The 13,801-nt window shown below is 71.0% G+C and carries 10 protein-coding genes; 5 read left to right on the top strand and 5 right to left on the bottom strand.

The window, feature by feature from the left end; genetic code table 11:
• Positions 1-27 precede the first annotated feature (27 nt).
• The 3 genes from H958_RS38820 to H958_RS38810 are packed head-to-tail and all read left to right on the top strand — an operon-like array spanning position 28 to position 2,592.
• Positions 28-1,008, top strand: a complete 981-nt coding sequence (locus H958_RS38820; RefSeq protein WP_196807453.1) for a metal ABC transporter substrate-binding protein — start codon at positions 28-30, stop codon at positions 1,006-1,008.
• Complete coding sequence (locus tag H958_RS38815) at positions 1,005-1,751, top strand: metal ABC transporter ATP-binding protein (protein WP_231379310.1); 747 nt, start codon at positions 1,005-1,007, stop codon at positions 1,749-1,751. The genes H958_RS38820 and H958_RS38815 overlap by 4 nt, the downstream gene beginning before the upstream one ends.
• Positions 1,744-2,592, top strand: a complete 849-nt coding sequence (locus H958_RS38810) for a metal ABC transporter permease (protein WP_051324548.1) — start codon at positions 1,744-1,746, stop codon at positions 2,590-2,592. Before H958_RS38815 ends, H958_RS38810 begins: the two co-directional genes overlap by 8 nt.
• On the opposite strand, the gene H958_RS43690 is transcribed toward H958_RS38810, so the two are convergent.
• From H958_RS43690 to H958_RS38785, 5 genes are all read right to left on the bottom strand, one after another.
• A complete protein-coding gene (locus H958_RS43690; RefSeq protein ID WP_028059914.1) occupies positions 2,534-3,220 on the bottom strand; it encodes a TIGR03943 family putative permease subunit in 687 nt (228 codons plus the stop codon). The two genes, H958_RS38810 and H958_RS43690, sit on opposite strands and share 59 nt — an antisense overlap.
• On the bottom strand, positions 3,221-4,564 hold the full coding sequence (locus H958_RS38800; protein ID WP_081686080.1) for a permease: 1,344 nt from the start codon (positions 4,562-4,564) through the stop codon (positions 3,221-3,223).
• A 199-nt stretch (positions 4,565-4,763) separates the two neighbouring features.
• Complete coding sequence (locus tag H958_RS38795; protein WP_081686079.1) at positions 4,764-5,450, bottom strand: beta/alpha barrel domain-containing protein; 687 nt, start codon at positions 5,448-5,450, stop codon at positions 4,764-4,766.
• A 67-nt stretch (positions 5,451-5,517) separates the two neighbouring features.
• Complete coding sequence (locus H958_RS43685) at positions 5,518-6,408, bottom strand: M56 family metallopeptidase (RefSeq protein WP_196807452.1); 891 nt, start codon at positions 6,406-6,408, stop codon at positions 5,518-5,520.
• Between the two features lie 46 nt (positions 6,409-6,454).
• Positions 6,455-6,838 (bottom strand): BlaI/MecI/CopY family transcriptional regulator, encoded by a 384-nt coding sequence (locus H958_RS38785; RefSeq protein WP_051324545.1) that lies wholly within the window; start codon positions 6,836-6,838, stop codon positions 6,455-6,457.
• 170 nt (positions 6,839-7,008) lie between these two features.
• Here H958_RS38785 and H958_RS38780 point away from each other — a divergent pair, with 170 nt between their 5' ends.
• Positions 7,009-9,816 carry a M14 family metallopeptidase gene (locus H958_RS38780; RefSeq protein WP_081686077.1) on the top strand — a complete coding sequence of 936 codons (2,808 nt, stop codon included), beginning with the start codon at positions 7,009-7,011 and terminating at the stop codon, positions 9,814-9,816.
• A gap of 960 nt (positions 9,817-10,776) precedes the next feature.
• Complete coding sequence (locus tag H958_RS0119630; RefSeq protein ID WP_196807451.1) at positions 10,777-13,752, top strand: WD40/YVTN/BNR-like repeat-containing protein; 2,976 nt, start codon at positions 10,777-10,779, stop codon at positions 13,750-13,752.
• Positions 13,753-13,801 lie beyond the last annotated feature (49 nt).

Here is a 13,801-nt window from a genome sequence, read left to right as displayed (position 1 = left end):
CCGATTCTTCGACTGGAGGTCGTCACCGTGCCCGTTCGCCCTGCCCTCATCGCCGCCGCCTTGGCGGTCGCCGTCTCCGGCTGCGGCGGCTCCGACCAGGACTCCGAGTCCGCGGCGTCGGCGGGGGCGAGCTCGTCGTCCAAGCCGATCGCGGTCGTGGCGACCACGACGCAGCTCGGGGACATCGTCCGCGAGGTCGGCGGCCCAAGCGTCGACGTCCATCAGATCCTGCAACCCAACTCGGATCCGCACGACTACGAGCCGCGGCCGGCCGACGTGCAGGCGGCGGCGGGCGCGAAGCTGGTGGTGGAGTCGGGCAACAACCTCGACAAGTGGATGGGCGAGGTCGTAAGCGAGGCGGGCGGGCATCCTGCGGTCCTCGCGATCGCGCCGGAGCAGACGCCGTATACGGTGCCGGGCGAGTCGTCGGGCCCGGAGGCCTCCAAGTTCGACCCGCATTGGTGGCACGACCCACGCAACGTCGAGGCCGCGGTCGCCGCGGTGCGCGACGCGCTGGTGCAGGCGGAGCCGGGCAACGCGCGGGCGCTCCGCAGGAGTGCGGATGGCTATCTGGCCAAGGTCAAGGCGCTCGACGCGGGCATCGCGTCGTGCTTTGCCGCCGTGCCGGCCGGGCAGCGCAAGCTGGTCACGAGCCACGACGCGTTCAACTACTTCGCCAAGCGCTACGGCATCACGGTCGTCGGCGCCGTGATCCCGTCGCAGTCGACGCAGGCGCAGCCGTCGGCGGGCCAGATCTCCAAGCTCGCAAAGCTCGTGGAGCAGGAGGGCGTGAAGGCCGTCTACCCGGAGAGCTCGCTCAACCCGAAGCTCGCCGACGCGATCGCCAAGCAGACGGGTGCGCGCGCCGACTACACGCTCTACGGCGACACGCTCGGGCCGGCGGGCTCGAGCGGCGACACCTACCTGCACATGGAGCAGGCCAATGCCGACGCGATGGTGCGGGGCTTCACCGGCGGAGCGCGGGGATGCACGATCGCGGGGCTGTGACGGGCGAGCACGTCGTCGTCGCCGAAGGTCTCGCCGTCGGATACGGCGGCGCGCCCGTCCTCACCGACGTGACGGTCGCGATGCGGCCCGGTGAACGGATCGGCGTGCTTGGACCGAACGGCGGCGGCAAGACCACGCTCATGCGCGCGCTGCTCGGTGAGCTGCGCGCGCTGTCCGGCACGCTCGAGGTTGCCGGTCGTTGCGGAACGGTTCCGCAGACCGAGCGCTCGCGGCTGGACTATCCGGTCTCGGCCCTCGACGTCGTGGTCATGGGCGCGCTCGGGCGCCTGCCGTGGTGGCGCCGGCCGGGCCGAGCGGAGCGGGGCGACGCGCTCGCCGCGCTCGGCCGCGTCGGGCTCGCCGAGCGCGCCCATCACACGTTCGGCGAGCTCTCGGGCGGCCAGCGCCAGCGCGTGCTCGTCGCCCGCGCATTGGTGCAGGACGCCGCCATCGTCCTGTTCGACGAGCCGTTCACCGGCCTGGACGCGCCGAGCGCGGCCGCGCTCACCGACCTGATCGACGCGCTCGCCGGCGAGGGCCGCGCCGTCCTCGTCTCGACGCACGACGTCTCCCAGACGCTCGCGTGGGATGCGGTGCTCTGCCTCAACCGCCGCCAGGTCGCCTTCGGTCCGCCGGTGACGGCGCTCACACCGGCCGTGCTCGAGGCGACCTACGGGCGAGCGCTGATCCGCCTCCCCGGCAACGGCGCCGGATACGCGGTCGTCGCGCACGACCATGGCTGACCTCTGGCACGCGCTCGCCGCTCCCTGGAGCGAGCCGATCATGCGCCACGCGGCGCTCGAGGTCCTGTTCGCCGGCACCGCGTGCGGTGCCCTCGGCGTGTGGGTCGTGCTCTACTCGCTGTCGTACAGCGCCGAGTCGCTCGCGCACGGGATGTTCCCCGGTCTCGCCGTCGCGGCGCTCGCGGGCGCGCCGCTGGTCCTGGGGGGCGCGGCAGGGCTCGCGATCGCCGGCGTGTCGGTCGCGCTGGCCGCGCGCATCAGGAACGTCGGCGCCGACAACGCGGTGGCGGTGGTGATCACGACCCTGTTCGGTGCCGGCGTGTTGCTCGCGCTCTCTCCCGCGAGCCCGCCGGGGCTGAACGGGCTGCTGTTCGGCGACGTGCTGGGGGCGAGCGGCGGGGACGTCGCGCTCGGCGGAGTGCTCGCCGCAGTCGTGCTCGCCGGCATGTGGCTGGCCCGCTGGCGGCTGCTGGCGACCGGGTTCGACCGCGGCGGCGCGCGAGCGCTCGGCGTGTCGCCGCTGCGCGCGGAGCTGACGCTGTTGATGCTGCTGGCCGTCGCGGTGCTGGTCGGCGTCCAGGGGCTCGGCAACCTGCTCGTCGTCGCGGCGCTGATCGCGCCCGCCGCAGCCGCTCGCGCGCTCGCGCGCCGGCTTGGTCCGATGATCGCGGTCGCCGTCGCGATCGGGATCACCTGCGGAATCGGCGGGCTGTACCTCTCCTACTACGCCGACGTCGCGGCCGGCGCGGCGATCGCCGGCCTGCTCGTGACCGCGTTCCTGCTCAGCTATATGGGTTCCTCGGCTGCTCGATCTCGTCGGCCTGCGTCGCCGACACCGTGAGATTGCGCCCGGGCGTGCCTGCGAGCGTCCCGCGCACGCGCACCCAAGTGTCGTCGGTGAACTCCTGCGCGTTCGGCGGCAGCTTCACGCGCACGGAGTATGCGACCGCGTCCGCGGCGCAGCACGTGACGAAGAAGCGCGAGAGCTCCACCGGCCCGCCGTCCTTGGACGGCTTGGAGACAAAGCCGACGAAGTCGACGTCGCGGCCGATCTTGATGCCGTTGTTGGAGGCGTACTTCGCCGACTCGCCGGCCCACGCGATCTCGTACAGGCGCACGTTGCCGTCGGCCGGCGCAGCCTGCGGCGCCGGGGCGTTCTTGCCGCGCTTGTTCGCGACGGCCAACGCTCCGAGACTCGGAGCGGGCACCATGATGGCCAAGACCAGCGGAGCGACGAGCAGGCCGAGGCCGCCGAGCTCACGGTGCGAGGGCGTCTTCGCGCGCCCGCGCGCGCCCGCGAGATACGCGAGCGCGATCAGCGGCAGCAGCAGCGCGCCGATCGTCACCACCCACGCGGTCTTCGGCCCGATGTAAGTCGTCGAGCGCCCGCTCAGCTCGAGGAAGACGAAGAATGCGCCCCAGGCGCCGAGAGCGAGCGCGCGGGCCACACGCGACCAGTCGAGCGACATTCACACCGCCAGTCCGAAGAGCAGGGAGCCGGCCAGGACGACCGGCACGATCACGGCCGCGAGCCGCAGCACGAAGGCGCGGCCGAACGTTCCGCCGTAGAGCATCGCGAGCTTGGTGTCGAGCACCGGCCCGGCGGCCAGGAACGCGAGCTGCGAGGAGAGCGGGAACTGGATGAACGAGACCGCGACGAACGCGTCGGCCTCCGAGCACAGAGAGAGCACGAACGCCAGGACGATCATGATCAGCGCGCCGAAGAAGGGCGACGTGAGCGCGCCGGTGAAGACGCTCTGCGGTACCGCCGTCTGCATCGCCGCGGCGAGCGCGGCGCCGAGCACGATGAACTTGCCCATCAGCAGCAGGTCGGCCGCGAGATGGTCGACGAACCCGCGCACGCGCGCGCCCTCGTGTTGGTGATGCGCGTGGTGCTCCTCGCCGCGCAGCGGCACGCCCTTGCGGGCGACGATCGTGCCCACGACGATCGCCACGAGCAGGCCTAGGCCAGCACGACCCAGCACCATCTCCAGCTGGTTGCGCCCGTGGTAGGCGACCGCCGTCGAGAACAGGACGACCGGGTTGATCACCGGCGCGGCGAGCATGAACGCGACGCCCGCCGCGGGATGGACTCCGCGCACGATCAAGCGCCGCGCGACCGGCACCGAGCCGCATTCGCAGACCGGCATCGCGATGCCGGCCAGCGCCACGCACGGCACTTGCAGCCGCAGCGGCAGGCGCGCGATCGCGGCGAACCAGCGGTCGGGGGCGAAGACCTCGATCGCGGCCGACACCGCGGCCCCGAGCAGCACGAACGGGAGCGCCTCGACCACGATCGAGGTGCCGATGACCAGGAAGGTCTGCAGCCGGCCGTACTCGCCCACCGCCGCGAGGCGCCCGAACACCACCGCGGCCGCGACCAGCGCGGCCACGCCCGCCACCAACGACAGCGACGGCAGCTGGAGGCCTCGACGCCGATGCGCCTGCAGCTGCCACGCGCCGATCAGCGTCAGCAACAGCACGGCGGGCATCCCGACCGACACCGTCCGCCCCGTTCCCGTGGACTGCGTGAGCGCGAGGGAGATCACCGTGCCGAGCACGACTGGCACGACGAGCACCCATGCCGCGAGCCACGAGATGCCGTAGGAGCGACCGATCAGCGCCGCGAGCAGCGCGAACGGCGACAAGCCCCAGAGGTGGTACGGGAGATAGGCGCCCGAGAAGCCGACCAGCCGCCACTCTTCGAGCCAGGCGTACGGCGACAGCACGATCACGATGCCGAGCGCGAGGATCGCCGTGGTGGCGAAGTGGCGCGCTTGCGCCGGTGCAGCGATCCGTGCCACAGACGTCATGCCGACGAACCGTAGGAGAGCGATACTGGCGGCGCAAGCGTCCTCACGTGTGGAGGAGCCTCAACGGTTCTGGAGCCGCACCTCCGCACCGGCCCGCGAGCCGGAGGGTATATGCGGAGGCGCGGCCCACAGAGGGTCTTTGCCGGGCGGGGTTGCGGGCCCGGCCCCGCGCACTATAGCCCTACGAGATGTAGGATGTCTACAGGCGACCGACGGTCGCCTGTGCCTCACGCGCGATGCGCTCGACGCGATCGAAGTTGCGCGTGCGCACATGCTCCTGGCGAACGATCCACGTACACGAGACCGCGAGCACCGACGGGAGCGCTGCATAGGCACGCAGCGTCTCGGAGCGGACTCCGCCGCTCGGCGGGAACGCCACCGTCGGATACGCGCCGGCGACCGCTTCGAGGAACGGTGTCCCACCCAGGGCGACGACCGGGAAGACGCCCATGGCCCTGACGCCGAGCGTCTGCAGCCGCTCGATCTCGCTCGGCGTCGCGACGCCGGGAAAGAACGGCAGGCCGAGCTCCCGGCACACGTGAACGACGGCCATGTTCGTGCCGGGCGCCGTCGCGAACTGCGCTCCCGCGCGCGCGACGCTCGCGACCTGCTCGGGCTCGATGACGTTGCCCGCGCCGACCAGCAGACCGTCGACGGCGCGTGCCGCGCGGATCGCGCTCGCGCCGGCCGTTCCAGGCCGACCGCAGACGACCTCGAGGCAGCGCACTCCGCCGCGCGCGAGCGCCGCTCCTGCGTCCTCGGCCTGCTCGGCGTGTCGAACACGGCGCTCGCCACGATGCGCCCGGCAGCCAGGCGGCGCACGACCTGGGTCTCCGAGATCTCCCTCACAAGCGTCATAGGGAAATTCTCCTACAACTCTTAGGATCTAGCCATCAAATAGACGCTGAGACCGGTCCACGGGGCCGCTCCGCCTAACCGACGCCGCGTGGGAGTCAGCAGTGCTCGGCGGCGGCGCCGCGGTGCGGATGGTGCATGGTCGCGTGCGCGACGAACGGCAGCGCTCCCGCGGCGACGGCCAGCAGCACGATCATCACCGGCACCAGCGTCAGCAGGCCGATCGACGGCCGTCGCAGCGGCGCATTGTCGAGCAGCTGGCGCACGCGGCGCGAGACGACTCCGCGCCCGCCGAGCGCCAGCGTGATGCCCTTGGGCGGCTCGTGCAGCGCGGCCTTGCAGATCGCGCTGGCGAGTACCACGGGGCTGTGTCGGCGGGCGAGGGCGAAGCGGTCGGCGTCGCGCTCGAGATGGAACAGGAGCTCGCGGGCGGCGGCGCGCGTACCGGGAACCAGCCGCCCCAGCGCGCGCGCCAGCTCGGCGAGGACGAGTACGTAGCGGTGACCGCGCGCGATGTGGCCCCGCTCGTGCTCCAAGGAGGCGAACAGCTCCTCGTCGTCGAGCGCCAACAGGGCGCCGGCCGAAACGAGTATCCGCGGCTTGCGCAGGCCGGCGGCCGCGACCAGCAGGTCGCCGTCGGCGACGATCACGCTCCCACAGGGCCCCGCGCCGACGAGGCCGTCGCTCGTCAGCCGCGCCACCGCGCGCGCCGCCCGCCACAACTGCAGCAGCGCGACGATCAGCGCACCCGCGAGGAGGAAGGTTGGGATCGCCAGGACCGCGTCCCCGATCGAGTGTCCGCTGACCCCCAGCGCGCATACGCTCGACAGCGGCTCGTAGGCGCGGGTCGCCGGGATGAAGACCTCGAGCGAGACGACCGCCAGCAGCGACCCGACGGCCCGCAGCAGCAGCGCGCACAACCAGACGCCGGCGGCGAACGCCGGCGGCGCGGCGTCGAGCCGCAGGAAGTGCGGCAAGCCAATCGCCACGGCGAGTACGGCGGCTGCGAGCAGCCAGGTCATACGGGGTGCGCGCTCACGCTCCGCGCTTCGCTGAAGCGTTCTGCGCCAGATCGGCGATCCGGCCGAGCTCTCCCGGCCCCAGTCCGCCGATGATGCTCGCCAGCGCGGCGCGGCGCGCATCGATCGACGCCCCGGCCAGCGTGTGCCGGATCGTCCCCGACAGGTAGTCGGCTTCTGACAAGCGCGGCTTGTACACGTAGCCGCGGCCCTCGCGCTCGCGCTCCAGCAGCCCGCGCTCGGCCAGCCGGTTGAGCACGGTCTGCACCGTGTTGTACGCACCGCGATAGCGCGAAGGCAGCTCTGAGCGCACCTGCTCGACCGTTCCGGCGCCGAGCCGCCAGAGGGCCGACATGACCTGCGTCTGCAGGTCGCCCTGGATCGGAGTCAGTTCGTCCACAGCGCGAGTATGCCAGCCGGAACTCGACATTCCTACGCCATGTAGGCGGGTGTCGTGGAGGCAAATCCACGCTCTGTGCATCTGTCGGCCGCACCGTGGGACGGGCTTGCATGAGCGGGGGGTCCCCGGGTCTGGAGGACCCGTCCTACGTCTAACACGGAGGTTTCGCGATGAAGCGACGCAGCGGCGCGCTCTTAAGCGCGCTGGCCCTGGCCATCGGGGTGGGTCTCCCGGCGACCGCGCATGGATCGGTGGTCGAGGACGACCCTGGCACGGCCGACGAGCTCAGCCTGGTCGAGTTCAAGCTCCCAAGCCGGGAGGACATCCCGCGCCTGACGGCGGTGGGCGCCGACCTCGCCGAGTACGTGCGCGACAACGACGACGGCACGATCACGGTCGACGCCTGGGTGACCGGCGATCAGGAGGCGCAGTACGAGGCGATGGGCTTTCCCGCTACCGGCGTCGTCGACACGCAGGCGGCGATCGAGGCCGGCCGCGCCGAGCGCGAGGCGGCGATCCGCGCCGAGCGGGCAGCCGCGAGCAACCTCACGGCCGGCCGCGGCAAGGCCAGGAGCCTGGCCGCGACCGACACGGTCACAGCGCAGCGCGCCGACTACTTCACCAACTACGCCGGGCGCTTCATCTCGATCGAGGCGGTCACGAGCGACGGCAAGCCGGTGGCCGCGCAGAACCCGATCATGACCGCGAGCTGGGACTCGGGCAGCGGCAACCTGTCGCCTTTCATCGACGGCGGCGCCTACCTCTATCACCGCAACCTCTTCCGCGTGGGCGACAACGGCGACGGCAAGCCGATGCCGTCGACCGTGCGGGTCGCGAGCGCCAACGGCGGCAGCGACACGATCGCGGTCAAGGAGTGGGTCACCACCAACGGCCACGGCGCGCCGCCGGTCGGCTTCCTGCAGGACTTCACGACGCACTACACCGACTCCAGCGAGAGCTTCGCCAAGATCCGCTCGCTCGCGGCCGAGTTCCCGGACATCGCCCAGGTCATCGACCTGCCCTACAAGACCAACGGCTATCAGCGCAAGGCGCAGATGATCGTCGGCACCGCGACGCCCTACACCGGCGCGACGAGTCAGATCGCCACGACACAGCGCGCGCAGGCGGTCCAGCTCACCTCGAAGGCTTGGGGCCAGGACGGCGGCAACGACATCAGCATCCAGCTAAAGGATCCGGGAGCGCCCGGCCAGGCGCTCGGCGTCTCGGTCGCCGGCAAGGCCATCACGGTCAATCTCGCCACCGACGCCGCCGGCAAGGTCACCAGCACGTCCGGTGAAGTCATGGCGGCCGTCAACAGCGACGCGGCGGCGTCCGCGCTGGTCGTCGCCGAGCGCTACCACGGCAACACCGTGGGAGACCCGACGTCGGTCGTCGCGCCCGGTGCGGCGCCGTCGCAGCTGAGCGACTTCCTCAAGGCGCCCGCCTCAATCCCGCGCGGGCCGCAGACGGTGCAGGCGATCCGCATCGGCGCGCATCGCGACGGCTCCAAGACCGGCGTCTTCCTGTACTGCCAGGAGCACGCGCGCGAATGGGTCGTGCCGCTGGTGTGCCTCGAGACCGCGGAGCGGCTCGTGCGCAACTACGCGACCGACCCCGAGACCAAGGAACTCGTCGACAACCTCGACATCTTCATCCTCCCGTCGGTCAACGCGGACGGCGCCGACTACACGCTCTACGACTACGGCAGCCAGCGCAAGAACATGGTCAACTACTGCCCGGCGGCCAACGACGCGCCGACGGACCGCAACACGTGGGGCGTCGACCTCAACCGCAACTTCTCGGTCGGGTCGATCTTCGACGGCTACAGCGGCTCGTCCTCGAGCTGCACCAACGAGGTCTACTCCGGGCCGTTCGAGCTTTCCGAGCCCGAGGTGCGCAACGAGACCTGGCTGACCGACCAGCACCCGAACATCAAGCTGTCCAACAACGTGCACTCCTACGGCGGCTACTTCATGTGGGCGCCGGGCGCGTATAAGACGGCCGGCCGCCAGACGCTGCCGTACGCCTCCTACGGCGTCAATCAGTACTTCGAGCAGACGGCGGCCACGACGCTGGATCGCATCAAGAGCTACCGCGGGACCGCGATCCTGCCGGCCCGCACCGGCCCAGTGGCCGACGTCCTGTACTCGGCCGCCGGCAACAGCTCCGACGAGGCCTGGTACAACCGCGGCATCATCGGCTACGACTTCGAAGTCGGCGCTGACCGCTTCACCTCGCCCACGAGCACCGCCCAGTCGCCCGTCGGCTTCTTCCCGGCCTACGCCACCGAGGGTCACGACGAGGCGATGGAGTTCGCCAACGGCAACTACGGGATCCTCGAGTCGGCGCTCGCCTACGAGCGCGACCACTCGGCGCCGGTCGTGAGCCCGATGGCGACGCCGGCGGGAGGCGGCATGGACGTGCTGTTCAACCAGAACGAGCCCGCCACGATCCACTACACGACCGACGGCTCGACGCCGACGGCGGACTCGCCGGCATACGGGCCTTCGAGCCCGCGCGCGCGGCTGCGCCCGTTCCACGTGCCGGCGAACGCGACCGTGCGGTGGATCGCGACCGACGTCAAGGGTCAGACCTCGACGGGCTCGCAGACGTTCACGCCCGGCGACGTGGGCGGCAACGTCCCGGCAACGCTCTCGCTCTCGCTCGGTCCGGCGGCCAGCTTCGGTGTCTTCACGCCCGGCGTCGGGAAGGGCTACACCACGTCCACGACCGCGAAGGTGACCTCCACGGCCGGTGACGCGACGCTGAGCGTGAGCGATCCGGGTCACCTCACGAACGGCGCCTTCTCGCTGCCGCTGCCGCTGCGCGTCGACATCGCCCCCGGCTCGTGGCCGTCGCCCGTCTCCAACGGCGTGTCGACGATCACGTTCACGCAGACGATCGACGCCAACGACGCGCTCCGGACGGGCGCCTACTCGAAGACGCTGACGTTCACGCTGTCGACGACGACGCCGTGAAGCTGCGGGGCGCGGCCCGATCGGGCGGCGCCCCTCTGCTCGCCAGCTCCTATCGGACGTGGGTGTTGCGGCCGCATCGCTGAACCGAGCAATCGGTTGGGCGGCGTCGCAACGCCTACGCGCTGTGGGGGTACGCTGGCGGGTCGCGTTACTTAGGCGGCGTACGCAAGGGGTCGGGCGTGGATACGGGGCCGGGCTGGGTCGTAGCGTTCGGCGTCCGGGCCGCACGCCTCCGCGGCTCTCGGGAGAAACGCGCCGCAGCAAGCCGAGGGAGAGCACCTCGATATGCGGAGCCACTCACATGGAGACGCAACGCGCTCTCTGTTCACGACGCACCGGTTGTTAGGAGCATCACGCGACCTCATCGGCGGGCGCATGTTCCGCTCACGCCTTCGCGACTGACAACGCACGCAAGGCGTTTGCGCCGGCGCTCCCGAGCCGGCGTGACCGACGTCGTCGAATCATCGCCCTGACCGTCGTCGGCGGCCTCGGCCTGGACATCTCCCGCTACTCGATCCCCTTCGAGGCCTTCGAGCGGCGCTCGCCGCGTCACGTGGTCAACGGCTCGTTCTCGCTCTCACAGGCCCAGGCCGACAGCCCGGCCGCGGGCTCCCGCGGCGCGTTCGCCCCGGTCTCCCGCGCCCCGATGTCGCTGCTGAGCTCGAGCGCCCAGCGACGCGCTGCGTACCCGCAGCTACGGCAAGGCGCTGACGTTCACCTGTCCACGACGACGCGTAGGAGTGTGCCCCATGCCGGTGGCGGCGCGCCCGCGCCGCGCGTGCTTACCGTGCACATCCACTATCGGTTGCACAAGGGCGCGGAATGTGACACCGAAACGGCGCAAGCGGACGAAGTTGCGAAATGTGTCATGTACGCGGCCGCCGTACTCCGACGGATGACGGGAGACAGCCGGCCCAATCGAGGGGAAGCTTGCGCAAACCCTGGAGGTCGGGAGAGTTCATGAAACGTTTGGTGCTGCTGTTCGCCGGCACGCTGCTCGTGGTCGCCATCGCCACGGCGACGTCGGTAACGCCGAGGAGTCGCCCGGTCCGAGCCGAAGAGCCGCTCCCGTGGAACGGCGCCGCCAAGGAATCGGAGGGGCCGCAGTCGTTCCTCGATCTGTCAGCGTCGGCGGGCAAGCCCGTCACGCAGGCGCAGGTCAAGCGCGCGGTCGCGCAGGCGGCCGCGCTGCCTGAGGCGTCCGACAGCTCACGCTGGCAGTTCGTCGGCCCATCGAACGTCGGCGGGCGCGTGACCGATCTGGCGATCGATCCGACGACGAGCCCGAGCACGGTCTACGCGTCCGTGGGCAGCGGCGGCGTGTTCAAGTCGACCGATGCCGGCGACACCTGGACGCCGGCATGGCCGGAGCGCACCACCCAGGCGGTGGGCGCGCTCGCACGCGGCTCCGACGGCACGCTGTACGCCGGCACCGGCGAGGGATCGAATCCGTCCGGCGGCGGCTCGACGTTCATGGGCGACGGTCTCTACAAGTCGAGCGACGGGGGCGCGTCCTGGACGCTCTCGGGCCTCCCGGACAGCGGCGCGTTCGCCCGCATCGTCGTCAACCCCGACAACCCGAAGGAGGTGTGGGCGGCGTCCGCCGGCTCACTCACCTGGGTCTCCAGCGAGCGCGGCCTCTATCACTCGACCGACGGCGGTGAGACGTGGCAGCTCGCGCTCGCGCCGACCGGCGATCATGTCGGCGCCGCCGACGTGGCACTGATGCCGGGCAACCCGCACGTGATCCTCGCCTCGATGTGGGATCACTACCGCAACAACGGCAGCTTCTACTACGGCGGCAAGGGCTCCGGCCTGTACCGCTCGACCGACGACGGCAAGACCTGGACGCGGCTGGACAACTCGGACATCAACGGCTCCGTGTGCGGTTGGGACGCGACGAAGACCGGCCTCAACCAGAGCGACGACCTCGGGCACATCGGCGTCGGCTTCGCGCCGAGCGACCCGAACCGCGCCTACATTCAGTTCGCCACGTCCAACGGTCCCGACAAGGGCTTCTACTACTCGAACGACGGTGGCCAGACCTGGACGTGCGGCGGCGAGTCGGGCACGATCAGTGGCGGCTATGAGTGGGTGTTCTCGCGCCTGTGGGTCGACCCGGCCGACGAGAACCACCTATTCGCCGGGAACGTCGATATGCGCGAGTCCGGCGACGGCGGCAAGACGTGGATCAATAACACCGCCTGGTCGTCGGCGGTCGTCCAGCCCAAGACGTTCGCGCTCGACACCCTGCACGCCGACCAGCACGCGATGGCCTGGGACCCGAACCAGCCCAAGCGCGTGTACGCCGGGAACGACGGCGGCGTCTACCGCTCCGACAGCAACGGCGACCAGCCGAACGGGCAGCTGCCGACGAACAGCCTCTCGACCAAGAAGAACTGGCTGCACGGCACGGTCGAGCCGTGGACGCAGCCGTACCACATCTCCGTGTCCCAGCAGGACGCGCGGCGGATGGTGATCGGCCTCCAGGACAACGGCTCCAGCCGTACCTGGACGCCGGGCACCGAGCCGGGCGACCTCACCAAGTGGAACCAGTACGGCGGCGGAGACGGGTTCTCAGTCCAGGTCGATCCGACCAACCAGCTTCGCTACTACGAGTGTCTGCAGCCGACCCCGCCGCGGATCAGCTGCGGCCGCCGCGTCGACGCGGCGGCGACGGGTTCGACGAGCAGTGCGACGTCGAACTTCTCGACGCCGCCGTGGCCTTCGAACACGCGCGTGGAGGTGGCGATGCCGATGCTGCTCGACCCGGCCGATCCCGACTACGTCTACGTCGCCGGCACGTCGATCGCCCGCTCGGGCGCGGGTGTCGTGAACTCGTGGACGATCATCAGCCCGCCGACGCCGGATGACCCGGCGAGCCTGCCGGGTGTGGTGCCGGATCCGGAGATCAACCGCGACACGTATTACGCGAACGAGTTCGGCGCGGTGACGGCGATCGGGCCGGCCAAGACGACCGGCACGAGCACCACACCGGCCAGCACGATCTACGCCGGCACCGACACGGGCCTGCTGTGGAAGACGACCAACGCCGACGCCGCGAACGGGAGCGACGTCAAGTGGACGCAGCTGGGTAAGGGCGTGCTGCCCGGGACCTGGGTGACCTCGATCGTCGTGGACCCGACGAACGCCGAGCACGTCTACGCGAGCTTCTCCAGCTACAAGGAGGGCGACCGGGCGGCCAACGTGTGGGAGACCACCGACGGCGGCACGACGTGGAAGAACATCAGCTCCGACCTGCCCAACGCGCCGGTGTGGCACGTCACCTACGATCAGGCGAACGGCGTGCTCTATGCCGGTGAGAACCTGGGTGTGTTCGAGAGCACCGACGACGGCGCGCACTGGTATGACCTCAGCGCGGGCCTGCCGAACGCGCCGATCCTCGATATGGGGTTCAGCGCCGACCACTCCGCGCTGTTCGTGGCCAATTACGGCCGCGGCGTGTACGAGCTGCCGCTGACCGAGAGCGCCGGCGGTGACGGCAGTGGCGGGGTCGGCGGGGCGGTGCCGGCGACGTTGGCGCTGTCGCTGGGGGCGCCGGCGAGCTTCGGCGCGTTCACCCCGGGCGCCGGGCAGGACTACGACGCGTCCACGACGGCCGATGTCCTCAGCACCGCCGGAGCCGCGGCACTGTCGGTGGCCGACACGAGCGGCGTCGCGGCTGGTCACCTGGTCAACGGCTCGTTCTCTCTGCCGCAACCGCTGCGGGCCCAGGCCGGCAGCCCCGCCGCGGGCTCGGGCAGCGCGTTGGCCCCGGTCTCGGGCGACCCGCTCGCGCTGCTGAGCTGGAGCGCCCCGGTCAGCCACGACCCGGTGACGATCGCGCTGCGCCAGAGGATCGGTGCCAACGACGCGCTGCGCACCGGCAGCTACAGCAAGACGCTGACGTTCACGCTGTCCACCACGACACCGTAGGAGCGTGCACACGTAGGCGGCGGCGCACACGCGCCGCCGCCTACCGACC

This window comes from Candidatus Solirubrobacter pratensis (genome assembly GCF_000425945.1).
Taxonomy (GTDB): Bacteria; Actinomycetota; Thermoleophilia; order Solirubrobacterales; family Solirubrobacteraceae; genus Solirubrobacter; species Solirubrobacter pratensis.
Note: the sequence above shows the minus strand (reverse complement) of the source record. Positions and strands in the feature narration are given on the sequence as shown.

Coding starts and splice junctions, on each gene's coding strand:
- H958_RS38810 (WP_051324548.1), top strand. CDS start 1,744: ATGGCTGACCTCTGGCACGCGCTCGCCGCTCCCTGGAGCGAGCCGATC.
- H958_RS43690 (WP_028059914.1), bottom strand. CDS start 3,220: ATGTCGCTCGACTGGTCGCGTGTGGCCCGCGCGCTCGCTCTCGGCGCC.
- H958_RS38800 (WP_081686080.1), bottom strand. CDS start 4,564: ATGACGTCTGTGGCACGGATCGCTGCACCGGCGCAAGCGCGCCACTTC.
- H958_RS38780 (WP_081686077.1), top strand. CDS start 7,009: ATGAAGCGACGCAGCGGCGCGCTCTTAAGCGCGCTGGCCCTGGCCATC.
- H958_RS0119630 (WP_196807451.1), top strand. CDS start 10,777: ATGAAACGTTTGGTGCTGCTGTTCGCCGGCACGCTGCTCGTGGTCGCC.